Origin of the sequence: Enterococcus sp. DIV1368f, from assembly GCF_051712245.1 — a bacterium.
Classification (GTDB): domain Bacteria; phylum Bacillota; class Bacilli; order Lactobacillales; family Enterococcaceae; genus Enterococcus; species Enterococcus faecalis.
The window spans coordinates 836,005-862,637 of sequence record NZ_JBIOON010000001.1 but is presented as its reverse complement, the minus strand read 5'-3'; the positions used below and the strand labels follow the sequence as shown (position 1 = coordinate 862,637).

Sequence of the window (26,633 nt, the reverse complement as noted above, 5' to 3'; positions counted from 1 at the left end):
TTAAATCAGGCGTATTTTTTGTTGTCTTTTTAGTTTTTAAACTCGTTTACAAAATTTATTATAGCCATTCTGTCAAAATAAGTCAATGAATTTTAGACAGTTTGTCAAAATATTTTTTGTAGGCATTCAGAAAGGTTGATTTATCAATGAATACTTACGAAATAATAAAAGAATTGGCTAAATCAAAAAAAATTTCGATAAGTGAATTAGAAAGAGTATTAGGTGTTTCAAATGGATTCCTTGTAAAATGGAAAACTAGAAAACCTAACCCTATAGTTTTAGAAGAAATTGCTGATTACTTTGGAGTCTCTGTAGACTACCTTCTAGGTAGAGAAGAAAGAGAAACCCCTAAACATGTGGATTTATCAGAAGACGATACTGTATTTTCATTTGATGGAAAAGAAATTTCAAAGGAGACAATGCGTAAAGCAATTGCTATTGCTAAAGCTTTGGAAGAAAACGAGTAATTGGAGTGGTAGTTGGTATGTATTTAAAACTGAAAGAATTGCTAAGTGATTATAATTTAAAATTGGTTTATATGGAAATGGAAGAATCTGGATTCTATTACCCTAAGCCAAGAATCGTATTTTTAAACGAAAAATTACATGAGGACAAAGCAGAAGCCTTTCACTTAGCACATGAGCTCGGTCATTTTATCGCTTCACACTATAAATATACAACGTTATATGATAGTCGCTCTAATACTTTTCATTCAAAATTTGAGGCAGAAGCTAATAAAATAGCAATTATAATTCTATTAAACATTTTTGTAGAAAATGAACTAACGGATGAATCACAATTTAAATTAGATAATTTCATGGAGTTTTATTCTATCAATAGTAATTTAAGAACTGAATGTTTCGATATTTGTCATTCATACTTCAAAAAGAATTATTCTTACGCACAGTAAAAAAGCCCGTGCTGCAACACGGACTCATACCTCATTTCTGAGATCACAAATACATTATAACAAGAAATGAGGAAAATTTAAATGTCAAAAAAAGTTATGGGTCAAGATGGAAAAACGTACAAAGTAAAAAAACCTTTCTACAAAAGAGTTTGGTTTTGGATACTAGCAGTAATTTTAATTGTAATTATTGGTTCTGCTTTAAATGGTGGATCAGATAGTAATAAAGCAAGTGATAATGGTGGCGAAAAAGTAACTAAATCTTCAACCTCTGCTTCATCTTCTAAAGAAGAAAAAAGCGATACCTTCTATAAGATTGGTGACACTGTAAAAGTTGGTGATGCTGAATATACACTAAATAGTGTAGAATTAACTGATGAAAGAAATCAATTTGAAGAAAACCAACCTGCACAAGTAGTAAAAATTACTTATACCGTAAAAAATGATGGTGATTCAGATATCCCTGTAGGTATGGATGTTGAAGTTTACGGCTCAGACAACAAAAAATCTGAAACTTATCCAAATGATAACACAATGGGCTCCGTCGCTCCTGGGAAAGAAATGGATTGTGTTGCTCACTTCGGTTTAAACCAGACAGGCGAAATTGAAATACATTTTAGCCCACTAGTATCTTTTGAAAAAGCTGCTAAATACAAAGTACCTGTTTAATATTAAGTAAACAAAAAAGCGCCATCTCTCCCTGTCCAAAGTTTGAGATGACGCAACTATAAAAACAAACCTAAAATAGGCCTATTTGCTATGCCTATTTTACCAGAAAACAGGAGGAATAGGCAATGGCTAGATTTATAAAGCGGGGAAATTCTTGGCAATACGAAATATCTTATAAAAAACAAGATGGTACGCATAGCAAATTAAGAAAAAGCGGGTTTAAAACTAAACGAGAAGCCAAAGAAGCAGCTGATGAAATTGAATATAATTTAAAAAAAGGGCTTCAAGGTGATAAACAAAATATCTTGTTGTCTGAATACTTTAAAGATTGGATGAATCTATATAAAAAAGATGTCGTTTCTGAAATAACATACAGAAAATACAAGGATACACTCAACAATATAGAAAGATATATGCCAAATATAATTCTTTCACAACTTACCCGACCATTGTACCAACGATATTTAAACAAGTTTGCCGAAGAGCATATGAAGTCAACTGTCATTAAATTTAATAACCATATCAGAGCATCGCTTAAAGATGCGGTTGAGGAAGGACTTATTCTATTTGATCCAACTAGAAAAGCTGTAATTAAAGGTAAAGAATCAGATAAAACCAAAAATGATAAATTTTTAGATTACGGTGATTTTAAGCGGTTAATGGAATTAGCTGAAAAAGGAATTGACCCACACTACGCATCGCCAATTATGGTTGTGGTAGCTGGTGCTACAGGTATGCGTTTTGCAGAGTTACTAGGAACAACTTGGAACGATATAAATTTCGAGGATGAAATAATCGATATTCATAAAACGTGGAATTACAAGATGAATTGCTGGGGGAAAACTAAAAATGAAAGTTCTATACGCAAAATAAAAATTGATTTTCATACTGCTCAACTACTAAAAGAATACAAGAAAGCTCAAAAAGAATTGTTTGATAAACTAGAGATTCAAAATCCTGAAAATTTTATATTTTACAATTCTCAAAATGGGCTTATTTCTAATAACGCGGTAACTAAATATTTGAGAAAAAAATTATCTGAAATAGGTGTAACAAAAAAATTCACCTTACACGGTTTACGTCATACACATGCTTCAGTTCTCTTGTATCAAGGCTGTGATACTATATATGTTTCTAAAAGGCTAGGGCATTCAAGTTTAGATACAACGATAACTACTTACTTACACATTATAAAAGAGCTAGATAACAAGAATGATGAAATGATTGATTCTGTATTCGATAAAATCTATAAAAGTAATTAACCATTTGGCACATTTTTGGCACAAACAAAATAAAACACCTATCAAATAAACATTTGAAAGGTGTTTTTTACGTTCCCGACTGGAATTGAACCAGCGACCTACCGCTTAGGAGGCGGTTGCTCTATCCTACTGAGCTACGAGAACAATCTGTTTTAATTTTAGAAGTCTTCACTACATCTGTCAATAGACAAAAAGAAAGTATCCCGCATAAACAATTATGCGAGATACTTTCTTTCAGTGAAACACGTCGTTCTTTTATCTATTATTTTTTTTGCCGCCGATCAAGAATCATTTTTCCTAAATAATAAAGTCCTGTCGCAATAGCTATATATTGCCCAATTTTATTATTGCGTGCAACTTTTTCTTGTTTCGTTTTCGCCATTGTCCCCATCACCTTTCTAAAATAATTCTTTTTACATTTTTATTATAGTAGGTTCTGTCATTTTTTGCGAATAAACACACTTTTAAAAATAATCTTCTAAAATTGGCATGCCTTTGACTAAACGTTGGCCTAAACGTTGAGCTGTCGTTGCGTCTCCTTGCAAGCGTTCATAAAAAGATAACGTCTCTGCTGAACGATAGCCCAAGAATAGTTGCGTCCACGTTTGGATATCTGCTTTCAAAGCAGCAGCCCCTTCTTTTTCCGCAGCACCTTTAGTCACTGTCGCTTTTCCTTGTTCGTCAATTGTCATTGTCCAAATACCTTCATTCCATGGCCCATAGGAATCTTCAATCTCTAAAGAATACGTTTCTTTTTCTCCTGATTGAAATGGATACTTTTCCAAAAATGTTTGTAACTCAACGATTCTTGCCATCATGTAAGGTAAAATTTTTACAGAAGCTGCTGGCGTTGGCATTAAATCATTTAAATCTTTTCCAGCAAAACCATTAATCCAATGGAACGATTGAACGGAACCACTATGTGAGCCAATAAACCCAGCTAAAGCTTTAAAAGCTGTATTAGTTAAATAGTTCCATTCTACGATTTCAAAGGTGCCAGCAGCTATCCGATAAATCACATAGCCTTCTGCTTTCCCTTCTGACGAATAATAAATCGCTTGATTATTTGGTTTACTTGCACGATTCAGCGTATAATCCAGCCACCAAGTTTCACGGATCACACCACCAGAGTGCGCTCTTTGATTTTCAAGGTATACGTCTTTAATGACCTCTTTACCGTCAGCCCAAGAAACTCGTTTAATGGTACCTGGAACTCGTTTAACACGTGGCCAATCTTCCGTTTTAATTGTATACTCCGCTTGTTCAAATGTTTGTTCATAGCCATATTGACGATAAAATGGATATGAAAACGGTGCTAAGTAAGAAAGGGCAACCTTTTGTTTCGCTAAATCAGCCAACATTTCTTTCATAATAGCAGAGATGCCGCCTTCACCACGATATTCTGGATAAGAAGCCACATAGCCAATTCCAGCCATGGGATAGCGGACACCATGGAAATTCACTTGAAAAGGTGTCGCCATCACTTGACTTGTTAATTGCTCATCAATTAGGAAGCCATAGCTTTGCGTATGTGACAACAATTTTTCAAAACGTTCTTGGCGTTCCGCCGTGGGTTCCTGATTAAAAGCATAGATAACAAGATCAAACATCTCTTTCATTTCTTCTTTGCCCATTTTTTTGACTCTTTTAGTTGTCATTTTCTTTCCTCCTCGCACATTATATCAATTCATTTTATCACAGAAACGATTCTCTTTCTAAAAGCCGTTATTTGCTGTCATTTCTTTGAACCAACGACCGCTTTTCTTAATAGTCCGTTTCGCATCATCATCTAAATCCACAGCGATGAAGCCGTAACGATTTTTATAGGCATTAAGCCAAGACCAGTTATCCATACACGTCCACATATGATATCCTTGAACATTACTACCTTCTTGAATCGCTTGGTGCACCCATTTCAAGTGATCTTGCACGAATTCAATCCGATAATCATCTTCAATGACTCCTTGTTCATTGACAAAGCGTTCTTCTCCTTCTACGCCCATGCCATTTTCTGAAATGTAGCAGCGAATGTTGCCATAATTTTCTTTTAAATTCATTAATGTATCATAAATGCCTTTTTCGTAGATTTCCCAGCCACGGTAAGGATTCATTTTTTTGCCAGGCATATCGTAGACATCATAAAAATCTTCTGGAAGTAAGCCTTCTGGTCGTGTTTCAACAGGTGTTTCTTTTGCTTTGGCACGACGTGGTTGATAGTAGTTTACTCCTAATAAGTCCACAGTATTTTCAGCAATTATTGCTAAATCTTCTGGCGTTGTTTCTGGCAACAAGTCATTTGCTTTCGCCCAAGCAACCATATCTTCTGGAAAATGACCTTTAACAGCCGGGTCTAAAAACGAACGGTTAAAGAAACCATCGACAAATTTAGCCGCATTTACATCGGCTTCGTTGTGCTCATCACGAGGATAAGTCGGCGTTAAGTTTAAAATAATGCCAATTTCACCTGATAAGTTCATAGAATGATAGACGGCAATCGCTTTGGCACTAGCTAAAGCTTCATGATAGAGTACTTGAATCCCTTCTTTTAGATTCACTTTATCAGGATAATGCCAGCCATAGAGATAACCACCTTCAACTGGTACAATTGGTTCATTGTGCGTAAACCATTTTTTCACGCGATCGCCAAACAATTTAAAACAGGTTTTGGCAAAGTCAACATACAAATCAACCACTTCACGGCTTTCCCAACCACCTTTTTCTTGAAGTACCATCGGCATATCAAAATGATACAAGTTCATAAAGGGCTCAATCCCGTGTTCTAATAAATCATCAATCACTTGATTATAAAAATCAACTGCTGTTTGATTGACTTTCCCTGTTGTAGGATCTGGAATTAAACGGCTCCATTGAATGGATGTTCGAAAGGAGTTATGTCCCGTTTCTTTCATTAACTGAATATCTTCTTGGTATTTTTTATAAAATTGTGAGGTCTTATCTGGACCGACTTGTTGAAAGAATTTTTCTGGCGCTTCTTGATACCAAAAATCCCAAATGTTTTGACCTTTACCATCACCTTCAAAAACGCCTTCTGTTTGAGGACCGCTGGCTGCAGAACCCCACCAAAAATTTTCTGGAAATTGATATTTCATGTTATTTGCTCCTTTACGATTTAATCATTAAAAAAAGGATTGAACCCTCCGTAAGAGTCCGGACGATTCAATCCTTCGATTTTTTACTCAGCTGCTTCTGCGGCTGCTTCTTGTTTCAAGTATTGATCTGTTGCTACTTTTACGAAAGGCATGTAGATCAAAATAGAAATCAATAAGTTAACAGCTGCTAAAACTCCGCCGGCGATACTCTTCGTTGCTAAAAATCCGCCAATAATTGGTGGTGTTACCCAAGGTGGCATAAAGGTTGCAGCTGGCACTAAACCAGTTGCTGTCGCCACATACGCAACAGTTACAAGAACCATTGGGACTAAAATGAATGGGATAAACATAATTGGGTTTAAAACAATTGGTAAACCGAACATGACTGGTTCATTAATATTAAATAGTCCTGGTGCTAAACTTAAGTTTGTAATGACTTTGTATGGTTTGTTACGACGACCTACGATAAAGATAGCAATTAACAGACCTAATGTTGCCCCTGTTCCACCTAAGTTTACAAATGAATCAAAGAAAGGTTTGTTTACAATATAAGGAATTGCTTTACCTGCTTCTAAAGCTTTAATGTTTGCATCAATCGCTGGTACGTTAATTGTTTGCATTAATGGGTCAACCATGTTGGCACCATGTAAACCAAAGAACCATAAGAATGGTGTAATGAAAGCTAACAATAATGCTGATGGGTAGCTGTTTGCAAGTCCCATAAATGGTTGTTGAACCGCTTCATAGAATGAAATAACGATATTGTCGATTCCTAAAGCAAATAGAATTGATGTAATTAAACTAAATAAACTGATTGTAATCATTGCTGGTAATAAAGCCGCAAATGATTTTGCTACTGCTGGTGGTACACCATCAGGCATTTTGATAACTAATTTAGGATTGCCAGATAAACGTTGGAATAGTTCTCCTGAAATAAGTGCAATAATCAAAGCAATAAATAATCCAGTTGCGCCCATGCCTTCTAAGCCGCCAACTGCGAAGAATGAAGCTACAGAAACTGTACCGGCTGCAATGCCGTCTTTTCCATAAGATTTAACTAAATTGTGTGCTACTAAAAAGGCTACTAAAACGGCAAAGATTGCGAATGTACCGTTCCAAATGTTGCCACCAAAGCTTTTCCAAATTGGTGCATCGTTATACATCATTGGGAAAATTTTGTTTAAAAAGTCCTCATATCCTGGAATTGGAATATTATTAATTAATACCGCCAAAGCCCCTAAAATCATTAATGGCATCGTTACGACAAACGCGTCACGAATTGCTACCAAGTGCCGTTGCGCTGCGATTACTGACGCTTTCGGCATAAAGTGTTTCTCCATCCATTGAACAAATCCGTCCATTGTTATTCCTCCTAATTAACGCTTTCTCAAGCGCGTTTTTCTTATAAGACGCATTGACAACGAGATTACTCGTTATCAATACGGCGATAAAGATCGATAATTTCTTTTGCTAAATCTGTAAATGCAATCGCAGTCATTAAATGATCTTGACTGTGCACTGTTAACAATGTTACTTGCATGTTATTGCCTTTTGCTTCTTCTGTTAACATTCCTGTTTGCGAATGATGTGCATGTACAAGTGATTCTTCTGCATCTGCAATTTTTTTGTCTGCTAATTCAAAATCCCCCGATTTTGCTGCGGCAATCGCTTCCATTGCATCGCTTTTAGCATTTCCGCCATACATGATTAAACCCATGATTGCTTCTAAGTTCTGTTGTCCGTCCATTACCTCTACCCCATTTTCTGCTCTAGTTTGATGATCCCATTAATGAAATTGCTTGATCTAAAACTTTTTCGCCATTCATCATGCCATAGTCTGCCATGTTAATGACATCTAAAGGAATCCCTTTTGGTTGTAATTTTTGTTCAAATTGTCCTTTCATGAAACGAACTTGTGGGCCTAATAATAAAACATTTACCTCTTTGTTTTCCAAGTTTGTATCTGCTTCAGAAGCCGATACTGCAAAGATGTCTGCTTCCATGCCACGATCTTCTGCTGCTTTTTGCATTTTTGTTACTAATAAACTTGTGCTCATTCCTGCGGAACAAACTAACATAATTGTTTTTTTTGCCATTTTCCTTCATCTCCTAAATTCTCTTTGTTTTGCTTTACACCTTTATATAAGCAAGAAGTGTGCCAAGTTTTAATACATTAAAAACCTTGATATGACAACGTTTTCTGATATAGAAAGCGTGTACACACTAAAAATAAAACGATTACACACAGCTTTTTTGTGTGCGTTTCCAAAATAATAGGGCAACAAAAGAAAGTGAGCGCTAAGTCGAAACGACTCATCACTCACTTTCTAAAGCTGAAGAGAATCAACTGGACAAAAGCCGCTTTTTCCCTTTAAGCAGTTTCCATCATTTTAAGCATTTTATAAAACTGTTTCTTTTTAAAATAACTTAAAAAGATACCTAATACTGCATCATTCAGTTTTTGTAACGCCCCATAAGAAACCATTGTTTCTGTATAACGCAGTTCACAGCTTTTTTCATCAATTGGCTGGAGCTCATACCGCACCGAGAAATCATTTTTAGTTGTGGATGTTCGAAATTGATAGGTCTTATTTTCTACAGCTTCTTCAATAACTATTTTCGCGCGACTATTTTTACTATATTCTTTGATATATTCAAACTTACGTAACTGCTTTCTTGTAAGAGTTTTGCCTGTTTGCTTACGGATATCAAAAATAACAGAATTCATTAATTGCGTGTAAAATTCATCTGCTGAAATAGTTAATGTTTTCGTAATTTCCATTACCGTTTCACCTCATCCTTTGTCGCCTCTTCTTCAGCAACTTTTTTTCCTTTAAAAAACAGGTAACCACCAAGTCCAATGAAAAAAATTCCCGTTGTCAGACTTAATAAATCATAGTTTAAGGAGCTGGGATTCAACGAATACAAAACAATCAAGAAGCCAATACTACATAAAAATAATCCATTTCTAATCATTTTCATCCATCCTATCTTTTTAGACTACCGTTGCTTGGAAGTATAAAACGCCACCCCAAGGTTGTTCCTTAATCAGCTGTTTTGCAACTTGTGCAGCAGTTTCAGGGTCTCCTTCAACTTCAAAAAATAACTTAATACCATTCTTTTCTTTAAAAGTAAATGTTTCATTTTCCCCTTGATATGCCTCTAATAAAGTAATAATTTCCTCTTGCTTCATTGCACTTGCAATCGAAATCATGCCGCTCGCTCCTTTCTAGACAAGTAATTGCTGTTTTTATTGCCTATTGCTCACTTTCGCCTAATGCAGGATCCATTTTGTTAGCAGCGATAACAAACGGTGTCCAAATCAAGAAAGTGACTACCATACATACCAACGCTACGATTGGTGCGCGCCAGTCGGCACCTGTCGCTAAGAAAGATAATAGCAACGGCGGTGTCACCCATGCGACTTGTTGAGAAACTGGGGCGACTAGCCCAAGATACGTTGCAACCCAGCCAATTGTAGTAGCAACTAATGGCGCAATTACAAATGGAATAAACATAATTGGATTCAGAACAACTGGTAAACCAAACATAATCGGTTCATTGATATTAAAGATCCCAGGTCCTAATGATAATTTACCGACTGTTAAATAATCTGCTCGTTTGGAGAATAACAAGATTGCAATAATTAGGACAATTGTACCGCCTGAACCACCAAACCAAGCAAAAGCATCAAACGAACCACGGACCCACATGTAGGCTTTACCGTCGTCAATAGCGGCTAAAACCGCAGCTGTTCCTGTTTTTCCTTCATAACCTTTTTGGAAAATATCAATATTGATTAATTGTGCTTGTCCCCAAATTCCTTCAAGAACTGGTGCCAAAACGTTTGGACCGTGAATACCAAAGAACCAGAAAATTTGAACAAAAACCGTTACAATTAACACAGCTCCTAGTCCTTGTGATAACCCAAGAAACGGTTCCGCGATATATTTTTGAATTAAGTCAATTAATAATTGACCGCCTGAAAGTTTTGACACCGTAAAGTTAATAATTGCTACGACATACAACGCGATTGTTGCTGGTAAAATTGCCGCAAACGCTTTTGAAACTGCTGGCGGAACAGAATCAGGCATTTTTATTGTTAAATCCGCTTGCATTAATTTACAAAAAATAATGGTTGATAAAGCGCCCATAATCATCACTGTAAAGAAAGCGTTACCATTTAAATGATTGAGATTTAACCAACCCCATGGATTGACAGTCAATTGATTATTAGCAATTGATGCACCAATTTCTGCCCCATTAATTGCGTTGGCAATATTTTCTGGCACTTTTACAGCTAATTCAGCTGTGTTATTTGGTGCAAAAGCAACACCTGAAATTAAGGTAGCTAAACTGACAATCCCACCAGCTAGCTCATTCACATTGTATGCTTTCGCTAAGTTATAGCCCCAAGAAAAAGCGAAAATCAAACCAGCGATAGCCAATGTACCATTCCAAACAAAACCATTAATCCCAATGATGACATTCAATACTGCAAAAATACCTTTGTCTGCTTCCAAACTTGCCGCATAAGTTGAGACAAACTCTTGGGGAAGATCTCGAATAATTGCGTTAATCATTACGGCGACTGATCCAGCCATTGTCGCAGGTAATGTACCAATAAAAGCATCCCTTAGTGCCACCAGATGTTTCTGTGCACCAATTTTTGCGGCAGTTGGTAAGATATATTTTTCCATCCATGCCATTAATCCGTTCATTTTTATTCCTCCTGTATCCATTTATATTTATTAAAAAGGCAGTAGCCTCATTAAACGAATGAATCGAGCGTACAAAATAAAACCTTTGGTAACATGCACTATCCTTGTTTGCTATTCACTTTTCTTAAACGTTTTAAGTCCTTATCCCATTAATGAGATTGCTTGATCTAAAACTTTTTCGCCATTCATCATGCCATAATCTGCCATGTTAATTACATCTAAAGGAATCCCTTTTGGTTGTAATTTTTGTTCAAATTGCCCTTTCATGAAACGAACTTGTGGACCTAAAAGTAAAACATTCACCTCTTTATTTTCCAAGTTTGTATCAGCTTCAGAAGCCGATACTGCAAAGATGTCTGCTTCCATGCCACGATCTTCTGCTGCTTTTTGCATTTTTGTTACTAATAAACTCGTGCTCATTCCTGCGGAACAAACTAACATAATTGTTTTTTTTGCCATTTTTTCTTCATCTCCTTAAAAGTTATGACGTTATACACTTTATTTATAGCAATAATTGTGCCAAGTTTTTTCTTCATTAAAATGCTGATATAACAGCTTTCATCATCAAAAAAAGCGTGCACACACTAAAAGAAAACGCTTACACACATGAAATTGTGTGTAATTTACAAAAAGAAAACATCAAGAAAAAAGAGAGCGTTTTCTCATTTCTTGATGTTTTTTTATTTATTATTGTTTACTTTTAATTTCATTTTCTAAAAACATTTGGGTAACATGCGCAACTTCCGCTTCTGGAATCGTCACACGATACGCCCGTTCAATTAACATAAAATTCGTGCGTACGACATCGATTTCTAAACGACGTGTTTTAACATATTCCGCTAAGTTTGGAAAAGTTCTTGCTTCTTCTCCTTTAATTAAAGCATCTACCAGAAAAGCCAAATGAATCATAATTCCGGCATCCACCCCTGGTTCAACAATAATATGCATGTCTGTTTGTATTTGATGAACTGTTTTTTGTAACATGAGAATTAATTTTTGTAAGGAGTCCACAGAAGTAATGACGCCACTTAGTGAATGAACAATTGTATCAATCGCCACTTCATCACTAGCAATCCGTTTCAGTACATTTAATTTTTCATCATCAAAAATATCATAGACGGAAAAGAAAGGAATATTTTGATATTCAACATCCACAGTTCCCGCAATGGCCTTAATTTCATATTCTTCCATCAAGTTGTCGATATGCTTTTTAAATGTTTCTCGTTCAATAAATTGCATTTGAATCAGTTCCACTTTTGTTTCATCAATAACTGGTAAGATTCGTTGATATAGTTTTGCGGCAACCCCTTCTCCTGTAAAGCACGTCACGATTACTGCTTTTTTAACGTTTTGACGTTTTTGCAGACTAGAACGAAATTGTTCTCTCACAACGCTTTCAAAAGAAAGTTGAATATTTTGGTAAATGTCCTCTAAACTTCGTCCCACGCTTGCCATTCGAATAGCTTCTAAGACAATCATTGTGCTCGTCATTGTAATCGCCTTCGTTCGAATACCTGTTTCTTCAAACAACATATTTCCAAACGAATTTAATGAACCCATATCCGTCAGTAATAAAATCCCATTATTTAACGATTCTTTTTGCGTAATTACTTGGTTTCGTAATTGTTCATACATTGTTTGAACTTCCATCGTTAACGGCATATTCATCGCTGTTCCGATTGACGTTCCTAAAAGTTCTTGGGCGGTTTTCAACATACTTGAGGCAGTAGAATCCCCATGCATTAAGACGAACACACCAACATTATTTTCTGGAGTTCTTTCTTCTTTACCGACATTTATAGATAAAAACATACTAATAAAGCCAATTTCATCGAAAGGAATCTCTATGTTGTTCTCTTCTTCAATAATAGAAGATAAATCTAAGGCTACTTGAAATTCTTTTTTCATGTTTTTACGGACATTATTTAAATCAGGATGGACAATCACATGACCTTCTTTGACACGTTCAATCGTACTTTGTAAATGAAGCGCAAAGGCAAAGCGTGCTGTTTCATTGTACGTGTGTTCCAAACGCTCTTCTGCGATATCATAAAGACGATTCGTTAAGTCCCAAATAGCTTCTGGTAGTAACTCCTTATGTAAAGAATGTTGGGTTAATTCTTCGACATAATTTTTAAAATACGCATTCATATCTTTGGAAATCAATTCTTCTAAATCAACATTTTCTAAGTCAGCTTCAGACAAGTCAGCGACTTTTTCTTCGATTTCATTGTAAACTTGCATGTCTCTAGCTGGATCTTGCGACCAAACAATTTTGTTGGTACCTGGTTGGAAAGATAAATAATTACTTTTACTGTCGACAAATTGATCCAAGCGCTCAGGCACTTCTTTAATTTTTAATAATCCTTTTTGGACAGGTAACGACAAATCCCGTTTACGGATAACCAAATGTTCTAAATTGTGCGTCCGATAATAAAGGAATGACTTAGCACAAACTAATTTTAAGTCCCGCTTCACCTGACCAATATTTCCTTCTGCATCGTATAACATAAAAGCCAAAACTGCTTCGCGTTCGATATCAATTTGTTGGCCCAAACGTGTTGCCTCTTGCTGAATAAATAACGAAATGATGGCATAACGCTCATCTAGCGTCCGTGCATCTAAAGATGGCAATGTAATCGACATCGGAATCCGCCGATTAAAAGTGGTTAAAAAGTTTTCTGAGGATTCCGTTGTCGCACCAATAATTTGAACAGAGGCTTCATAGGTTTGGCCACTTTCTCCTAATGGACGGTACACGCCTTTATCAATAAACGTAAAGAGCATTTCTTGACCTTCTGGCGGTAAACGATGAATTTCATCTAAAAAGAGAATCCCGCCATCTGCTTTTGCCATTAAGCCTGGACTATCTTCATTCGCACCAGTATAGGCGCCTTTTTTTACGCCAAAGATATGACCAAATAATAATTGTGGGTTTTGTGCATAATCAGCACAATTAAAAGAGACAAAAGGGGCATCTTCATCTAAGGTTTTTGAATCAATGGCAAAACGGTACATACATTCAGCAAAAAGAGATTTCCCTGTTCCTGTTTTCCCAAAGATAATCGTATGCAAACCTCTTGGTGGATATAAAATAGCCGCCTTGGCCTGCTGAATACTCACTTTTAAAGAATCATTAGCACCTACTAATGTGTCAAAACTAACAGAGGTGGACTCATCTACATGGACTTGTTCTCCTTCATTGATTGTTGGCACTGAATAGATAACAGGACGTCCAGTACTTCTAGTAATTTTCTTTTCTTTGAATAATTCATTTAAATAACGGCTGGCATTACTGCGATCAATCATTAACTGTTCTGCTACCGCTCCTGCCGTTAAGCCAGTTTCATTTTTTTGAAGTAACGCTAAGATTTCTTCCTTCCGAGATTTCATGGAATCCTCCTCGATACAACGTTCTGCTTGAAGCTCGTAAAGCGTTATTTCTTCGCTTTACGAGCTCCTTTGTTTTTCGTGTTTTTCTTTTTGTTTTTCTTCTTTTTGCGTGTTTCTTGTGGTTCTTTGACAACAGAATTTACTGTTTCTGGTTTTCTTTCTTTCGTACTCTTTTTTTCTGAATACGTATCTTTGGCTACATTCTTTTTTTCTAGTTCATCTTTGGCTTTTGGCTGCTCATGAAGTGCACCATCATATAAAAAGATTTCCTGATAAGGAATGGCCAATTGTTTCATCAAACGTTGATAATCTCTTTTGGTGCCGTCGTTGATAAACGTAATCACTGCCCCTTGTGCACCCATCCGGCCAACGCGACCAGAACGATGAATATAGCTCTCTTCGGTTAAAGGAACATCTACGTTTACGACGTAAGGGACCCCTGTGAAATCTAAGCCCCGTGCCGCAATATCCGTGGTTAATAACAACTTCACTCGTTCTGCTTTAAATTGATCGATCGCCAATTTACGCAACTGTTTACTTTGATCTGAAGCCAGACCAATAGCTGGCACATTCTCATAAACTAATTTTTCTTCTGCTGCACCTAAATCAGCAACTTGATTGAAAAAGACCATGCTTCTGAATGCTTCTGTATGGGCCAAACGACGTAAGTAATCAGCTTTTTTTCTTGGTGCTAACCGAATAAAGTAGTGGGCGACTTGACCTGCTGAAGTATCTTCTTCCGTCACATCAATCACCTGTAATTTTTGGCTTAAAGATTGCGCTTGATTCACGACACGATCAGCAGTCGCTGAATAAAAAACAAGTTGGTATTCGGTTGGTGTGTGTGTCAAAATTTGTTTGGTTAAACTTAGCTCTTCCTCTTGGAAAAGTTGATCAACTTCATCCATTACAATTGTTTTTAACAACTGAGCTTTGACTTTTTTATTCTTCATTAACTCTAGAATCCGACCTGGTGTTCCGATTAACACTTCGGGACGTTTTTTTAACTTGTCAATCTGGCGTGAAACATTTGCCCCACCGATTAACGTTTGAACCGTTAATTGAAGTGGCTTAGCCCAAGTCCGAGCAACTTCAGCAATTTGCATAGCTAATTCTTGAGACGGAGCAATAATCAACAATTGATTTCCCTGTCCTTTTTCAACAGTTAAGAGTAAAGGTAGCATGTAAGCAAGTGTTTTTCCAGTTCCTGTCGGCGAAATTCCTAAAACATTTTCTCCTTCGCGAAGGGGCGTAAAACTTTTTTCTTGAATTGTTGATGGTTCGTTAAAGCCAGAAGCTTGCCACTGTTCTTGCCAAGCCTCTGGAAGTTGTTCTAAAAATCTCATATTGTTCCTTTCCTATCGCTTAATTCTTATTTATCAGCATCAAAAATAATGCCGGCACTATGACGTAAATCAGTGACTACTTTATTGACATTTCGAGCAAGCTCAACCCATTCTTCATACTTGGTGCCCCAATACTTATCTGTTGGGTTATTTAAAACTGCTGCAAAATCACGGGCTTCTTCAATCATTGGATTATCGGCTACTTGAATATCTAAGACATCACGTTCTTCATGTGCGCGATCATGGTACTCAGCCGAAGAAATAGCATTGACACTATCTAAAATCAAGGTCCCATTTTCAAAGTAAATTTCGGATGGCGCAAAAGAATCACTAATTTTCCCAGTGTTTAACGTCACGTTAAACTGATCATATCGTAAAATAATTGTTCCTAAGCCATCGACACCTGTCGCAATTTTACTAGCAAAATAATGGCTTTCGTTTGGTACGCCAAACCAGCCCAAGGCTGCATAAACTAAATAAACGCCTAAATCTGCTAAGGCTCCCCCAGAAAAATGAGGAGAAAAAATATTTGGCTCTTTGCCTTCTAATACTTGATCATAGCGAGAAGAATATTTCATATACGTAAAATTCGCACCTAAAATTTGGTTTTTTAATGGCAATAATTCAGCAATTTTTTGGAAACTTTGCTCATGAATATTACGGGCCGCTTCAAAGAAATACACACGATTTTTATTCGCTAATTCAATAATTTCTGCCATCTCATCAGGCGTTGAAAAAGCTGGTTTTTCAACAATTACATTTTTTTTCGCTAAAATTGCTTGTTTCGCTTGTTCAAAATGTAATGAATTTGGTGAGGCAATATAAACCGTATCCATATGTGCAATACCAAAAAACGTCTCTAAATCAATTGCATATTCCACATCCCCATAGCGAGAACCAAATTCTTGTGCCGTTGCTAGTTTCCGAGAATAAACAGCCGTTAAATCATACGCACCCGTTTCTAAAGCTGCTGCAACAAATTGATGACTAATCCAATTGGTACCAATTACGCCTAAATGTATCATAATCAAAAACCTCCATTTTTTGTTTATTTACTCTCTTTATAATAGTAATCTCTCGTACAAAAGTCACGTAATTACCCTGCCTTAAAGCGCTAGGAGTTCTTCAAGTTATTTATTAGGATCATCAAATGCCTGTAATAAATCAAAGGTTACCTGTGACTTAAGTTCAATCGTTGCGGGTGTTACGTGGCAATTGTAAGCAAGGACTTGCACACCTTGATCAATTGCAGCACCCAGATTTTCAGCAAAGGCGGGTTGCATCTCTTGGTGAATCGTTGCTTGCTTAATTTCTTCAAATTGGACCACAAACAAAATGTAACAGCGGTAACCAGCTTTAGTTGCAGCCATTAGTTCAGTGACATGCTTCAAGCCACGAAGTGTTGGCGCGTCAGGAAAAGCACCGATGCCTTTATTTTCTAAAGTCATGCCTTTCACTTCGACAAAAGCTTGTTCGTCTGCATCCGTTTCCACTAGAAAATCAAATTTTGAATGTGCAAATCGTTGCTCACGTTTAACAGTTTGGATCGTACCAACCAAACCAGGAAGCACAATTTGACCATTTTTTAACGCTTCATTGACTAATGTATTCGGTACTTGACTATCAATATTAATCCAAAAAGAACCTTTTTTTACTGCAATCAAATCGTAATCTGTTTTTCTTTTAGGCGATGGTTGATAACTAAGCGCCACAACAGCACCTGGTAAAAAAACTTCTTTCCCTCTGCCAGTATTTTTGACATGTGTGACCACTTCTTCATTCGTTTCCATTAAACGACAGTGTGCAATAAACCGATTGGGTCGTTCGATAAAATAAGCAAGTTGGACATTCGGGTACTTCATACACAGACTTCCTTTCTTACACACTATACCATAAAAAAACAAGGAAAAGTATAGACCAAAACCAACAATTTTACTATCTTGTGTCAATCATTAAATATTTGTCAATTCTCAGCGATTTAGTCGAATATTTTAGACAAGTTCTATATAATAAAGGTAACGAAGACGAATAAATGAAAATGAAGGTTAGGAGGAATTTCTTTGAAAAAACATTGGACTTTCTTGGTTGGTGCATCTTTACTTACTGGATTAGCAGGCTCCTCTATCCTCTGGAAAAAAAATAAACAGCTCCCTTCCCCACAGGAGCTTCAACACAATTATACTGGGCATTGGTGGTTTGTAGACGTGAAGAAAGCCACGCAACACACCTTAGAAATCACCTCATCTTTCAATGTTTTCATTGATGGCAAACAAACGCATGCCTTGCTTGTTGAATTAACCCCTAAACGCTTAGTTATCTTAGACAAGTTAGGTTACCATTTAATCATTCAATGTGAAAATGGTGTCCCTGCGACGCTTTACGATGAAGCCGACGACGAAACCTACACACTAGAACGGGCCATTTACAATTAATAAATCACCCACGACACATAAAATGAAGTATGTGCAGTGGGTGATTTATTTTTTTACATCCCTTGCAAAAGCATTCAGAAAGTTTTCTTACAACTTGAATATTATTAAATAGTCAAATGCGCCTTTTTCTGATAAACTTAGGATGATGTTTTTTTGAAAGGATGAGCCCCTATGACACCAAATCGCGAAGACTATTTAAAATTAATTTTTGAACTAGGTGGCGACGAAGTTAAAGTGAATAATAAACAAATTGTTTCTGGACTCGATGTTTCGGCAGCTTCGGTTAGTGAGATGATTTCAAAGTTAGTAAAAGAAGATTTGGTTGAGCATTCTCCTTATCAAGGGGTACAATTAACTGAAAAAGGCTTAAAAAAAGCGAGTACGTTAATTCGCAAACACCGAATCTGGGAAGTCTTTTTAGTAGAGCACTTAAATTACACTTGGAATGATGTGCACGAAGAGGCAGAAGTTTTAGAACATGTTACTTCACAGACGCTTGTGAACCGTTTAGCGGATTATTTAAATCATCCAGAATTTTGTCCACACGGTGGTGTTATTCCCGAAGATAATCAACCCATTCATGAGGAGAAACGCCAAACGTTAACAGACTACCCTGTTGGCACAAAAGTTCGGATTGCACGTGTCTTAGACGAAAAAGAATTACTGGATTATTTAGTTTCCATTGATTTAAATATTCAAGAAGAATATACGATTAAAGAGATTGCTGCATATGAAGGACCTATCACCATTTGTAATGAAAATAAAGAATTATCCGTCAGCTTTAAAGCAGCAAACACAATTTTTGTTGAGCCGTTGATTAGAGAAAGTGAGGAAAACTAATGAATGAAAAAGTAGCATTATTTACTATTTTCGGGGGGACAGGTGATCTTGCCAAACGCAAATTGTATCCTTCCCTGTTCCGCTTATATAAAAAAGGATTATTAGCTGAGCGTTTTGCGGTGATTGGTACCGCACGTCGGGAATGGACAGACGAATACTATCGTGAAATCGTTCGTGAAACCATTCAAGACTTAAATCCCACGGCCGAAGAGGCAACTGAATTTTCTAGTCATTTCTATTACCAATCACATAATGTGAATGATACGGAACATTATAATACCTTAAAAGAATTATCTGATCGCCTAAATGAACAATACCACTTAGAAGGCAATCACGTTTACTATTTAGCTATGGCCCCTCAATTCTTTGGAACCATTGTTAATCACTTGAAATCACAACATATTATTTCGGAAGAAGGCTTTGATCGTCTAATTATCGAAAAGCCATTTGGTTCTGATTATGAATCTGCCTACGAATTAAATGAAGAAATTCGTGCTGCATTTCCTGAACAAGATATTTTCCGAATTGACCATTACTTAGGCAAAGAAATGATCCAAAATATTTCAGCCATTCGTTTTGCCAATAATATTTTTGAATCACAATGGAACAATCGCTACATTGATAATGTCCAAATCACCTTCGCTGAAAGCTTAGGTGTCGAGGATCGTGGCGGCTATTATGACCACAGTGGCGCACTAAAAGATATGGTTCAAAATCATATTTTACAAGTTGTTGCTTTGCTTTCTATGGAGCCTCCTGTTGCCTTTTCTGAAAAAGAAATTCGGACTGAAAAAGTAAAAGCTTTACGTGCCATCCGCCTTTATTCTGAAGAAGAAGCCCTTCAAAATTTCGTGCGCGGACAATACGGCGAAGGTCAGCTAGCTGATCAAACATTTGCAGCCTATCGTGATGAACCAAATGTGGCAGAAACTTCATCCACTGAAACTTTTGTTGCTGGTAAATTTTTAATTGATAATTTCCGTTGGTCTGGCGTCCCTTTCTATGTTCGCACAGGTAAACGATTAACTGAAAAAGGCACACGCATTAACATCGTCTTTAAACAAGTACCTATTAATGTCTTCAAAGATGATACGTGTGAAGAATGCGATAAAACCGATTTACCACCGAATGTTTTAACTATCTATATCCAACCAACTGAAGGATTTTCATTAACCTTAAATGGAAAAGAAATCGGTCAAGGGTTCAATACAACTCCAGTGAAACTTGATTTCCGTCAAAGTGCTGAAATGACTGAAAATAGTCCAGAAGCATACGAAAAACTTCTATTAGACTGCCTAAATGGCGATAGTACAAACTTCTCTCATTGGGACGAAGTTGCCCAATCTTGGCGCATTGTTGACATTATTCGACATGCTTGGGATAAAACAGACGTTTCTTTCCCTAATTATGCCGCTGGCACAATGGGCCCGCAAGCTGCCTTCGACTTATTAGAAAAAGATGGCTTTACTTGGGAATGGCAACCAGATAACTGGTACCGTGACCGCGGTCAACTTGATCAATAAATAAGCCAAAAAAGATCCGCTAGTTAACAACTAGCGGATCTTTTTCCTTGTTTATTCGAATCCTTCAGCAACCGCTTCTGGATAGTTTTCTTCAACAATGTGTGCACAACGGCCACAAAGTGTTGGTAATTTTTCATCTGAGCCGACATCTTGACGAACGGAACGACAACGGTCACACGTTTCGCCTTCTGCTTTTTCAACTAAAATAGCCATGTCTTCAAATTGAACAGCTTCACTAGGTGCTACTTCTTTTGATACTTCAAAGTCGGAAACAATTAGTAATTGAGCAATATCTGCATCAACAGCTGTCATTAATTGACGAATTTGTTCATTTGGATAAACGGTCACTTTGGCTTCTAACGATTTACCGATTAATTTAGAATGACGAGCTTCTTCCAACGCTTTTAAGACATTGTCACGGAAATCCATAAAGGCTGCCCATGTATCCATCAATTCTTCTTCATTAGTAAACGTTTCGTAACCTGGGAATTCAGCTAATTGCACATACTCTTCTTCTTCTTGTAAGAAACTCCAAATTTCTTCCGCTGTATGTGGAATAATTGGTGTCAATAATTTTGTTAATGAAACCAATGTTTGATAGAAAACAGTCTGCATACAACGACGTTGATAATCGTTTTCAGCTTCAATATAAACGACATCTTTCGCAAAGTCTAAATAGAAAGAAGATAAATCTACAGTTAAGAAGTTCATAACTGTCCGATAAATATGCATGAAATTATATTTTTCATAACCATTTTCACGGATTTCTTGAATGACTTGATTTAAACGAACCGTCATGTATTTATCTACAGAACGTAAATCGGCATAAGCTACAGTATGCTCAGCTGGATTAAAATCACTCGTATTCGCTAACAAGAAACGCATAGTATTACGGATTTTCCGGTACACTTCAGATACTTGGTTTAAGATATCCATTGAGACACGCACATCGGCTTCCGCGTCAACACTACTTACCCACAAGCGTAAGATATCTGCACCCATTTGGTTGATAACTTTTTCAGGTAAGATAGTATTGCCTAACGATTTACTCATCTTACGGCCTTCGCCATCGAGTACCATCCCTTGAGAAATAATTGATTTATAAGGCGCTACTCCATTGATAGCAACACTTGTTGTAATACTTGAGTTAAACCAACCACGATATTGGTCAGAACCTTCTAAATACATATCTGCTGGGAAAGTTAACTCTTCTCTTTCTCGTAAAACTCCTTCATGTGAAGAACCTGAGTCAAACCAAACGTCCATGATATCTGTTTCTTTGGTAAACTCGCCATTTGGTGAACCTGGATGTGTAAAGCCTGCTGGTAGTAACTCTTTTGCTTCACGCATAAACCAGATATTTGATCCATGTTCTGCAAATAAATTCGCTACATGTTCAATTGTTTCTGGCGTAATGATGGCTTCCCCATTTTCAGCATAGAAGATCGGTAATGGCACACCCCACGCTCTTTGGCGAGAGATTACCCAATCACCACGGTCACGAATCATATTATACAAACGTGTTTTTCCCCAAGGAATTAGCCAGTCAACTTTCTCAACTTCATCTAAAATATCTTGACGGAATTTAGAGATTGAAGCAAACCATTGTGGCGTTGCACGGTAAATAACTGGTTTTTTGGTACGCCAGTCATGTGGATAACTATGCGTAAAGAAATCTAATTTTAATAACGCGCCTTTTTCTTCTAATAACTCAGTAATCATTGGATTCGCTTTGTCATAGAAAATTCCTTCAAAACCAGGTGCTTCATCTGTAAAGACCCCACGGCTGTCAACAGGAGAAATAACAGGTAAATCATATTTACGGCTAACAATATAGTCATCTTCCCCATGTCCTGGTGCGGTATGAACTAAGCCAGTCCCGGCATCTAGCGTCACGTGGTCGCCTAGCATAACAAGTGATGTTCGATCATAGAATGGATGTTGAGCTGTCATACGATCTAATTTTTCACCAGAAAATTCTCGCAAGACTTCTACTTCTTCCCAACCAATCGCTTCTTTAACTGTTGCTAATAAATCTTTAGCAATTACAAATTTACGACCGTCTGCCTTCACTTCAACATACGTAAAATCAGGATTAACTGAAATACCTAAGTTGGCTGGTAATGTCCAAGGGGTTGTCGTCCAGATGACGAAGGCTGTCTCGTTATCTAAAAGACCTTTACCATCGACCACATTAAAAGCTACGTAAATAGAAGGTGATTTTACATCTTTGTATTCAATTTCTGCTTCTGCTAAAGAAGATTCACTTGAAGGAGACCAATAAATTGGTTTTAAGCCTTTATAAATATAGCCTTTTTCTGCCATCTTACCAAAAACACGAATTTCTGCTGCTTCATACTCTGGATCTAACGTAATGTATGGATGTTCCCAATCACCTGACACACCTAAACGTTTAAAATCGTTACGTTGTTTGTCGACTTGTGATAAGGCATACTCTTTACATTTTTCGCGATACTCAGCGACAGTCATTTCTTTACGTTTAACCCCTTTATTGGTTAACACTTGCTCAATTGGTAAACCATGGGTATCCCAACCAGGCACATAAGGAGAACGGAAACCAGACATTGATTTTGAACGAATAATAATATCTTTACTGATTTTATTCAAAGAATGTCCTAAATGAATATTTCCGTTTGCATATGGAGGGCCATCATGTAAAACAAAGGTTGGTTTTCCTTCGTTTAATTTTTGACGTTGTTCATATAAGCCTTTTTCTTCCCAGTCTTTTTGCCATTCTGCTTCACGGTTTGGCAAGTTCCCGCGCATTGGAAAAGCTGTTTTTCCTAATTGCAATGTTTCTTTCATTTTCATATGCATTTGCCTCGCTTTCATTTTATCGATTTAATTGTGTTAGTTCATACTAAAGATGAACGATAGCTGATAAAAGTAGATAAAAAAAGAGTACTCCATCCCAAGGGACGAAGTACTCGTGTTACCACCCAAATTCAAAGTAGAGTTGCCCCTACTTTCTCTGAAATTGATAACGGTAATTATCCGGCAGTTCCTACTCAAGTGTTCAGAACTGCATCTAGGATAGAGGATCTGTTTAATGCCAGTGTCTGTCAAACTTTCACTATCATTGACTCGCTGCTAAGAATAAACATTAAACGTTCTGTTCTATCTATTTTGATTCTTCTTCAATTGTTTCTTCAGTGACTTCAATTACAGGCTTTTTTTCTACTACAGCATCTGTGTTCTCTTCAGAGTTTACAACAGTTTCATTTTCGTTGTCAAGGTCTTGTTCATCAAGAATTTCCTTAACTGCTGTATGTTTGTCTCCGACATAACTAGAAAAAGGCTTTAAAATCTCTTCCCACTCTTCACTCTTCACTTGCTCTAATTGAGTTTCAAGCATTAAGCTTAAGCGTTGATGGAAGACACGTGTTTTCTTCTTCAAGTCTTCTGTTTCCCCAGCTAATTGACGAGCACGTTCAATTGCTTCTGCTAAGATTTGTGTTGATTTCGCTTCAGCATCTGCAATCATTGCATTTGATTTACGTTCAGCTTCTACCAAGGTTTCTTTGGCTTGGTTATCTGCCGAAGTGATAATCATTTCTGATTCTTTATTGGCACTTGATTTCACTTTATCAGCGGTATCTTGTGCAACAATAATTGATTGGTTCAATGCATCTTTCAATTCATTGAAGTATTGTAATTTTTCTTCTGCGTGTTTTAATGATTTCTCAAGTTCACGATTTTTTTGTAATGCATCTTCATAATCACGTGTGACTTGATCTAAAAAGTCATCTACATCGTCTTGGTTATAGCCTCTCATTTTTGTTGAGAAGTCTTTGTTTTGAATATCTAATGGAGTTAATGCCATATTCCTTCACCTCTTTGGATTATTTTTGTAAAACCCCTTATGAACACATTCTCATACTAATCCTGAAATAGCAAATATCTTACTTTTTTTATTATACACAACTTCGTCTGAATGAACAGCCAAAATGGTTTTCTTAAACAAAAGTTCGAGATTATTTTCTCAATACCCCTAAGAGGACACGAAATTTTTCTTTCTTTGTTTTTCCTTCTAATTCTTGAATTTGAAGGCGCCCAAATCCTCGTATCGAAACAATATCTAATAAGTCTAAGGCAAAATCTGGTCGTGTCGTTTCTGTCCAATTGACTTTTACTTTACCAGATTCGATCAATTGTTTTGATCGCTGCCTTGAAATATTAAATACGGCGGAAATCACACTATCCAGCCGCAAAGAGCTCATAGTCGTTCGCTCTTCTTGCCAACCATCCTTCGGTATCAAAATTTGTGTATAATCCCGCTCTTCTAAGCGAACAGTAATTTTACCAATTTTGTCGACTTGGTTAACAACGAAGCCAGCTACTTCTTGTGCTATAAAAACCTGCCACTTATCACCATCGGAAATAATATCTCCAAAGGCTTCCCTACGAACCCCAACATTCATCAAGGTGCCTAAAATTTTCCCATGAGATAATGTCGCAAATTTAGATGGATAAATAATTTCAAATAATACAACACCAAAATCTGTCTCTTCTGGTATGTAATACGCTGGATAAATCAAGCAGCGTTTTCGTTCTGCTTGCTCATAACCACCATAAAAAGTAAACGATAAATCACTGTTTTGTCGAATCAACGTTTCCAAAATATACGCCTGTCTAGGATCAAGAAAGTCTGTCAAATAAGGCGCGTATTGCATCTCCACTTGCTCTAGCCAATCCCCGACAGTGTCAATAAAAGGATGTTCATCTTTGCGGAAATGTTGATACACATTTGCGTTCATAGATAAATCATCCTTTCTAAAAGTTATTAATAAACAATAGCTCGTAAAATGACTGCTAAGCCACCCGCTGCTAGGTTAAGGACAATAATCCCTACCATTACGTTAAATCCAACCATTCCAATCCTTAAATTCAAACGGTCAAACAAACTTAAGTATGGTTCACAAATTCTAGAGAGCAAACGCCCGAAAGCAGAATCATATGCTCCTGGAAACCATGAAAGTAGCGCGTAAATCACTAGTAATCCTGAATAGATTTGAACGCCTTTGTATAATAGAGTAATCAGTGTTGCGATAATAACACCTCCCTAAGGCTTAGAAATCAAAGAATTGTTTGTTGGCTAAAGATTGTGCTGTCGCACTATCAATTTCCATATTCGCTGGTGTGCATAAGAAGATTTCATTGCCAACGCGCTGAATATCTCCGTCTAAAGCATACACAGTACCAGTTAAGAAATCAACGATGCGTCGTGCTTGGTCTTCTTCTACTAATGTAAAATTAACTAGCACAGCTTCTTCAGCAAATAAATGTTTCGCAATGCTCATTGCTTCTGAATACACACGTGGTTCAATAATAGTAATTTTATGTGTTTTTGCATTGGCGGTGCTTTCTTGTGCTCGTCTTGTATTCGTAGTCGCTGATTGATTAGAACTACGCATAGAAACCACTTTTTTCTCTGTGTAAGCAGCTTGTTGTGTGTCTCTTTCTTGATGCGCTTCAGCAGAACGATAGCGTGCAGAAGGTTTTTCAACTACAGGCTCACTTTGTTGTGTATAAGCTGGCTGACTGTAACTTTCCTGTTGTTGAACAGGGCGTTGTGGTTTAGGCCGAGCTGCACGACGCGGTGGTTCATTAACTGCTTTGCGCTCTTCATATTCTTCGTAGTTATCATAATAATCATCTTCTTCGCCAGATAAGCCAAAAAAGCTCGATAACGCATCCTTGTTAAAAATTGACATAAATTCCTCTCCTTTACGCATCTCTGAATAACGCTGTTCCGATTCGTATAAAAGTTGCACCTTCTTCAACTGCGATTGGGAAATCGTTACTCATTCCCATGCTAAGTTCTGTACAAGGAGCAAAAGATAAATGTTTCTCATTTACGGTCATTTGCAGCTCTTTTAATTCTCTAAATGTTGCATGTAATACTTCTTCACTTGCCCCAAAAGGTGCCATAGTCATTAGACCGACGATTTGAATTTTGTCCAAATCAGCAAGTTCTTGAATGAAAGGTAAGACGTCTTCTTTACGAAAGCCGTGCTTGCTTTCTTCCCCAGTTATATTCACTTCAACAAAACAACGAATAACTTTCGTTGCTCTTTTTTGAATTTCTTTGGCTAGACTCAGACTATCTAATGCATGAAAATAATCTATCTCATTAATAATTAATTTTACCTTCCTACGTTGTAAATTACCAATTAAATGCCACTGAATATCATTAAATTTTTCCAATCCAGCTTTCTTTTCTAGTAACTTATCTACTCGGTTTTCAGCTAAATTCTGGACACCAAGCTGAACAAGCTCTGCTGCTTCCTCAATTCCTACTGATTTAGTGACGCCAATCATTGTCACATCAGCAACAGAGCGCTGTGAGCTTTTGCATGCTAGCTGAAGTTGATTATTAATATTTGTTAAGTTTTCAGCTATCATTTCT

General features: G+C 36.9%; 27 protein-coding genes and 1 tRNA gene. 7 read left to right on the top strand and 21 right to left on the bottom strand.

Annotated features, from left to right (window positions below; all coding sequences use genetic code 11):
• The first annotated feature begins 146 nt into the window (after nucleotides 1-146).
• From IGL07_RS04375 to IGL07_RS04360, 4 genes are all read left to right on the top strand, one after another.
• Nucleotides 147-467 carry a helix-turn-helix domain-containing protein gene (locus IGL07_RS04375; RefSeq protein ID WP_270281997.1) on the top strand — a complete coding sequence of 107 codons (321 nt, stop codon included), beginning with the start codon at nucleotides 147-149 and terminating at the stop codon, nucleotides 465-467.
• Nucleotides 468-484: 17 nt separating this feature from the next.
• Nucleotides 485-910, top strand: coding sequence for an ImmA/IrrE family metallo-endopeptidase (locus tag IGL07_RS04370; RefSeq protein ID WP_270282036.1), 426 nt, complete (start codon nucleotides 485-487; stop codon nucleotides 908-910).
• Between the two features lie 81 nt (nucleotides 911-991).
• Nucleotides 992-1,576, top strand: coding sequence for a DUF4352 domain-containing protein (locus IGL07_RS04365; protein WP_002401949.1), 585 nt, complete (start codon nucleotides 992-994; stop codon nucleotides 1,574-1,576).
• Between the two features lie 125 nt (nucleotides 1,577-1,701).
• Nucleotides 1,702-2,838: a site-specific integrase gene (locus IGL07_RS04360; protein ID WP_002401948.1), complete on the top strand. Its 1,137-nt coding sequence runs from the start codon at nucleotides 1,702-1,704 to the stop codon at nucleotides 2,836-2,838.
• 70 nt (nucleotides 2,839-2,908) lie between these two features.
• Here IGL07_RS04360 and IGL07_RS04355 read toward each other — a convergent pair.
• The 15 genes from IGL07_RS04355 to sfsA form a co-directional block, all read right to left on the bottom strand.
• Nucleotides 2,909-2,982 (bottom strand) — tRNA-Arg (locus IGL07_RS04355).
• 320 nt (nucleotides 2,983-3,302) lie between these two features.
• Nucleotides 3,303-4,496: a GNAT family N-acetyltransferase gene (locus IGL07_RS04350; protein ID WP_010817134.1), complete on the bottom strand. Its 1,194-nt coding sequence runs from the start codon at nucleotides 4,494-4,496 to the stop codon at nucleotides 3,303-3,305.
• Nucleotides 4,497-4,553: 57 nt separating this feature from the next.
• Nucleotides 4,554-5,948 carry a glycoside hydrolase family 1 protein gene (locus IGL07_RS04345; RefSeq protein WP_002376200.1) on the bottom strand — a complete coding sequence of 465 codons (1,395 nt, stop codon included), beginning with the start codon at nucleotides 5,946-5,948 and terminating at the stop codon, nucleotides 4,554-4,556.
• 83 nt (nucleotides 5,949-6,031) lie between these two features.
• Complete coding sequence (locus IGL07_RS04340) at nucleotides 6,032-7,309, bottom strand: PTS sugar transporter subunit IIC (RefSeq protein ID WP_002355920.1); 1,278 nt, start codon at nucleotides 7,307-7,309, stop codon at nucleotides 6,032-6,034.
• A 65-nt stretch (nucleotides 7,310-7,374) separates the two neighbouring features.
• Nucleotides 7,375-7,695: a PTS lactose/cellobiose transporter subunit IIA gene (locus IGL07_RS04335; RefSeq protein ID WP_002355919.1), complete on the bottom strand. Its 321-nt coding sequence runs from the start codon at nucleotides 7,693-7,695 to the stop codon at nucleotides 7,375-7,377.
• A gap of 22 nt (nucleotides 7,696-7,717) precedes the next feature.
• The gene (locus IGL07_RS04330) at nucleotides 7,718-8,044 is read right to left on the bottom strand and encodes a PTS sugar transporter subunit IIB (RefSeq protein ID WP_002355918.1); all 327 of its coding nucleotides are present in this window, start codon (nucleotides 8,042-8,044) and stop codon (nucleotides 7,718-7,720) included.
• A gap of 275 nt (nucleotides 8,045-8,319) precedes the next feature.
• The gene (locus IGL07_RS04325; RefSeq protein ID WP_002355917.1) at nucleotides 8,320-8,730 is read right to left on the bottom strand and encodes a DUF3284 domain-containing protein; all 411 of its coding nucleotides are present in this window, start codon (nucleotides 8,728-8,730) and stop codon (nucleotides 8,320-8,322) included.
• Nucleotides 8,730-8,930 carry a DUF3188 domain-containing protein gene (locus IGL07_RS04320; RefSeq protein WP_002355916.1) on the bottom strand — a complete coding sequence of 67 codons (201 nt, stop codon included), beginning with the start codon at nucleotides 8,928-8,930 and terminating at the stop codon, nucleotides 8,730-8,732. The genes IGL07_RS04325 and IGL07_RS04320 overlap by 1 nt, the downstream gene beginning before the upstream one ends.
• 13 nt (nucleotides 8,931-8,943) lie before the next feature.
• The gene (locus IGL07_RS04315; RefSeq protein ID WP_002355915.1) at nucleotides 8,944-9,162 is read right to left on the bottom strand and encodes a hypothetical protein; all 219 of its coding nucleotides are present in this window, start codon (nucleotides 9,160-9,162) and stop codon (nucleotides 8,944-8,946) included.
• Nucleotides 9,163-9,205: 43 nt separating this feature from the next.
• Nucleotides 9,206-10,669: a PTS sugar transporter subunit IIC gene (locus IGL07_RS04310; protein ID WP_010712192.1), complete on the bottom strand. Its 1,464-nt coding sequence runs from the start codon at nucleotides 10,667-10,669 to the stop codon at nucleotides 9,206-9,208.
• Nucleotides 10,670-10,810: 141 nt separating this feature from the next.
• Entirely contained in the window at nucleotides 10,811-11,128 is a 318-nt protein-coding gene (locus tag IGL07_RS04305) for a PTS sugar transporter subunit IIB (RefSeq protein ID WP_002355913.1), read from the bottom strand.
• Between the two features lie 228 nt (nucleotides 11,129-11,356).
• Nucleotides 11,357-14,062, bottom strand: a complete 2,706-nt coding sequence (locus tag IGL07_RS04300; protein WP_195526195.1) for a sigma 54-interacting transcriptional regulator — start codon at nucleotides 14,060-14,062, stop codon at nucleotides 11,357-11,359.
• A 44-nt stretch (nucleotides 14,063-14,106) separates the two neighbouring features.
• A complete protein-coding gene (locus IGL07_RS04295; protein ID WP_002366395.1) occupies nucleotides 14,107-15,408 on the bottom strand; it encodes a DEAD/DEAH box helicase in 1,302 nt (433 codons plus the stop codon).
• A 26-nt stretch (nucleotides 15,409-15,434) separates the two neighbouring features.
• A complete protein-coding gene (locus IGL07_RS04290) occupies nucleotides 15,435-16,433 on the bottom strand; it encodes a Gfo/Idh/MocA family protein (RefSeq protein WP_010817133.1) in 999 nt (332 codons plus the stop codon).
• 105 nt (nucleotides 16,434-16,538) lie between these two features.
• Nucleotides 16,539-17,270, bottom strand: a complete 732-nt coding sequence (gene sfsA / locus IGL07_RS04285) for a DNA/RNA nuclease SfsA (RefSeq protein WP_010712190.1) — start codon at nucleotides 17,268-17,270, stop codon at nucleotides 16,539-16,541.
• Nucleotides 17,271-17,468: 198 nt separating this feature from the next.
• On the opposite strand from sfsA, the gene IGL07_RS04280 reads away from it, so the two are divergent.
• From IGL07_RS04280 to zwf, 3 genes are all read left to right on the top strand, one after another.
• Nucleotides 17,469-17,840 (top strand): DUF4828 domain-containing protein, encoded by a 372-nt coding sequence (locus IGL07_RS04280; RefSeq protein ID WP_438747256.1) that lies wholly within the window; start codon nucleotides 17,469-17,471, stop codon nucleotides 17,838-17,840.
• Nucleotides 17,841-18,011: 171 nt separating this feature from the next.
• On the top strand, nucleotides 18,012-18,680 hold the full coding sequence (locus IGL07_RS04275; RefSeq protein ID WP_002376182.1) for a metal-dependent transcriptional regulator: 669 nt from the start codon (nucleotides 18,012-18,014) through the stop codon (nucleotides 18,678-18,680).
• On the top strand, nucleotides 18,680-20,203 hold the full coding sequence (zwf, locus tag IGL07_RS04270; RefSeq protein ID WP_002355906.1) for a glucose-6-phosphate dehydrogenase: 1,524 nt from the start codon (nucleotides 18,680-18,682) through the stop codon (nucleotides 20,201-20,203). The genes IGL07_RS04275 and zwf overlap by 1 nt, the downstream gene beginning before the upstream one ends.
• Nucleotides 20,204-20,254: 51 nt before the next feature.
• Here zwf and ileS read toward each other — a convergent pair whose 3' ends face one another.
• The 6 genes from ileS to IGL07_RS04240 all read right to left on the bottom strand — a co-directional run bounded on the left by ileS (nucleotide 20,255) and on the right by IGL07_RS04240 (nucleotide 26,629).
• Entirely contained in the window at nucleotides 20,255-23,035 is a 2,781-nt protein-coding gene (ileS, locus tag IGL07_RS04265; protein ID WP_010713806.1) for an isoleucine--tRNA ligase, read from the bottom strand.
• 310 nt (nucleotides 23,036-23,345) lie between these two features.
• Nucleotides 23,346-24,047, bottom strand: coding sequence for a cell division protein DivIVA (gene divIVA / locus IGL07_RS04260; protein WP_002355904.1), 702 nt, complete (start codon nucleotides 24,045-24,047; stop codon nucleotides 23,346-23,348).
• Nucleotides 24,048-24,198: 151 nt separating this feature from the next.
• Nucleotides 24,199-24,981 (bottom strand): RNA-binding protein, encoded by a 783-nt coding sequence (locus IGL07_RS04255; protein ID WP_002355903.1) that lies wholly within the window; start codon nucleotides 24,979-24,981, stop codon nucleotides 24,199-24,201.
• A 26-nt stretch (nucleotides 24,982-25,007) separates the two neighbouring features.
• On the bottom strand, nucleotides 25,008-25,265 hold the full coding sequence (locus IGL07_RS04250) for a YggT family protein (protein WP_002355902.1): 258 nt from the start codon (nucleotides 25,263-25,265) through the stop codon (nucleotides 25,008-25,010).
• Between the two features lie 28 nt (nucleotides 25,266-25,293).
• Nucleotides 25,294-25,938, bottom strand: coding sequence for a cell division protein SepF (locus tag IGL07_RS04245; RefSeq protein ID WP_002355901.1), 645 nt, complete (start codon nucleotides 25,936-25,938; stop codon nucleotides 25,294-25,296).
• A 13-nt stretch (nucleotides 25,939-25,951) separates the two neighbouring features.
• The gene (locus tag IGL07_RS04240; RefSeq protein ID WP_002358890.1) at nucleotides 25,952-26,629 is read right to left on the bottom strand and encodes a YggS family pyridoxal phosphate-dependent enzyme; all 678 of its coding nucleotides are present in this window, start codon (nucleotides 26,627-26,629) and stop codon (nucleotides 25,952-25,954) included.
• Nucleotides 26,630-26,633 lie beyond the last annotated feature (4 nt).

What these genes read in the sequence shown, in the direction of transcription:
- IGL07_RS04245 (WP_002355901.1), bottom strand. Translation starts at nt 25,938, where the DNA reads ATGTCAATTTTTAACAAGGATGCGTTATCGAGCTTTTTTGGCTTATCT.
- IGL07_RS04345 (WP_002376200.1), bottom strand. Translation starts at nt 5,948, where the DNA reads ATGAAATATCAATTTCCAGAAAATTTTTGGTGGGGTTCTGCAGCCAGC.
- IGL07_RS04340 (WP_002355920.1), bottom strand. Translation starts at nt 7,309, where the DNA reads ATGGACGGATTTGTTCAATGGATGGAGAAACACTTTATGCCGAAAGCG.
- IGL07_RS04275 (WP_002376182.1), top strand. Translation starts at nt 18,012, where the DNA reads ATGACACCAAATCGCGAAGACTATTTAAAATTAATTTTTGAACTAGGT.
- IGL07_RS04370 (WP_270282036.1), top strand. Translation starts at nt 485, where the DNA reads ATGTATTTAAAACTGAAAGAATTGCTAAGTGATTATAATTTAAAATTG.
- IGL07_RS04255 (WP_002355903.1), bottom strand. Translation starts at nt 24,981, where the DNA reads ATGAACGCAAATGTGTATCAACATTTCCGCAAAGATGAACATCCTTTT.
- IGL07_RS04375 (WP_270281997.1), top strand. Translation starts at nt 147, where the DNA reads ATGAATACTTACGAAATAATAAAAGAATTGGCTAAATCAAAAAAAATT.
- IGL07_RS04310 (WP_010712192.1), bottom strand. Translation starts at nt 10,669, where the DNA reads ATGAACGGATTAATGGCATGGATGGAAAAATATATCTTACCAACTGCC.
- IGL07_RS04305 (WP_002355913.1), bottom strand. Translation starts at nt 11,128, where the DNA reads ATGGCAAAAAAAACAATTATGTTAGTTTGTTCCGCAGGAATGAGCACG.
- IGL07_RS04295 (WP_002366395.1), bottom strand. Translation starts at nt 15,408, where the DNA reads ATGAGATTTTTAGAACAACTTCCAGAGGCTTGGCAAGAACAGTGGCAA.
- ileS (WP_010713806.1), bottom strand. Translation starts at nt 23,035, where the DNA reads ATGAAAATGAAAGAAACATTGCAATTAGGAAAAACAGCTTTTCCAATG.
- IGL07_RS04335 (WP_002355919.1), bottom strand. Translation starts at nt 7,695, where the DNA reads ATGGACGGACAACAGAACTTAGAAGCAATCATGGGTTTAATCATGTAT.
- divIVA (WP_002355904.1), bottom strand. Translation starts at nt 24,047, where the DNA reads ATGGCATTAACTCCATTAGATATTCAAAACAAAGACTTCTCAACAAAA.
- IGL07_RS04350 (WP_010817134.1), bottom strand. Translation starts at nt 4,496, where the DNA reads ATGACAACTAAAAGAGTCAAAAAAATGGGCAAAGAAGAAATGAAAGAG.
- IGL07_RS04365 (WP_002401949.1), top strand. Translation starts at nt 992, where the DNA reads ATGTCAAAAAAAGTTATGGGTCAAGATGGAAAAACGTACAAAGTAAAA.
- IGL07_RS04315 (WP_002355915.1), bottom strand. Translation starts at nt 9,162, where the DNA reads ATGATTTCGATTGCAAGTGCAATGAAGCAAGAGGAAATTATTACTTTA.
- IGL07_RS04290 (WP_010817133.1), bottom strand. Translation starts at nt 16,433, where the DNA reads ATGATACATTTAGGCGTAATTGGTACCAATTGGATTAGTCATCAATTT.
- IGL07_RS04320 (WP_002355916.1), bottom strand. Translation starts at nt 8,930, where the DNA reads ATGAAAATGATTAGAAATGGATTATTTTTATGTAGTATTGGCTTCTTG.
- sfsA (WP_010712190.1), bottom strand. Translation starts at nt 17,270, where the DNA reads ATGAAGTACCCGAATGTCCAACTTGCTTATTTTATCGAACGACCCAAT.
- IGL07_RS04325 (WP_002355917.1), bottom strand. Translation starts at nt 8,730, where the DNA reads ATGGAAATTACGAAAACATTAACTATTTCAGCAGATGAATTTTACACG.
- zwf (WP_002355906.1), top strand. Translation starts at nt 18,680, where the DNA reads ATGAATGAAAAAGTAGCATTATTTACTATTTTCGGGGGGACAGGTGAT.
- IGL07_RS04360 (WP_002401948.1), top strand. Translation starts at nt 1,702, where the DNA reads ATGGCTAGATTTATAAAGCGGGGAAATTCTTGGCAATACGAAATATCT.
- IGL07_RS04300 (WP_195526195.1), bottom strand. Translation starts at nt 14,062, where the DNA reads ATGAAATCTCGGAAGGAAGAAATCTTAGCGTTACTTCAAAAAAATGAA.
- IGL07_RS04240 (WP_002358890.1), bottom strand. Translation starts at nt 26,629, where the DNA reads ATGATAGCTGAAAACTTAACAAATATTAATAATCAACTTCAGCTAGCA.
- IGL07_RS04330 (WP_002355918.1), bottom strand. Translation starts at nt 8,044, where the DNA reads ATGGCAAAAAAAACAATTATGTTAGTTTGTTCCGCAGGAATGAGCACA.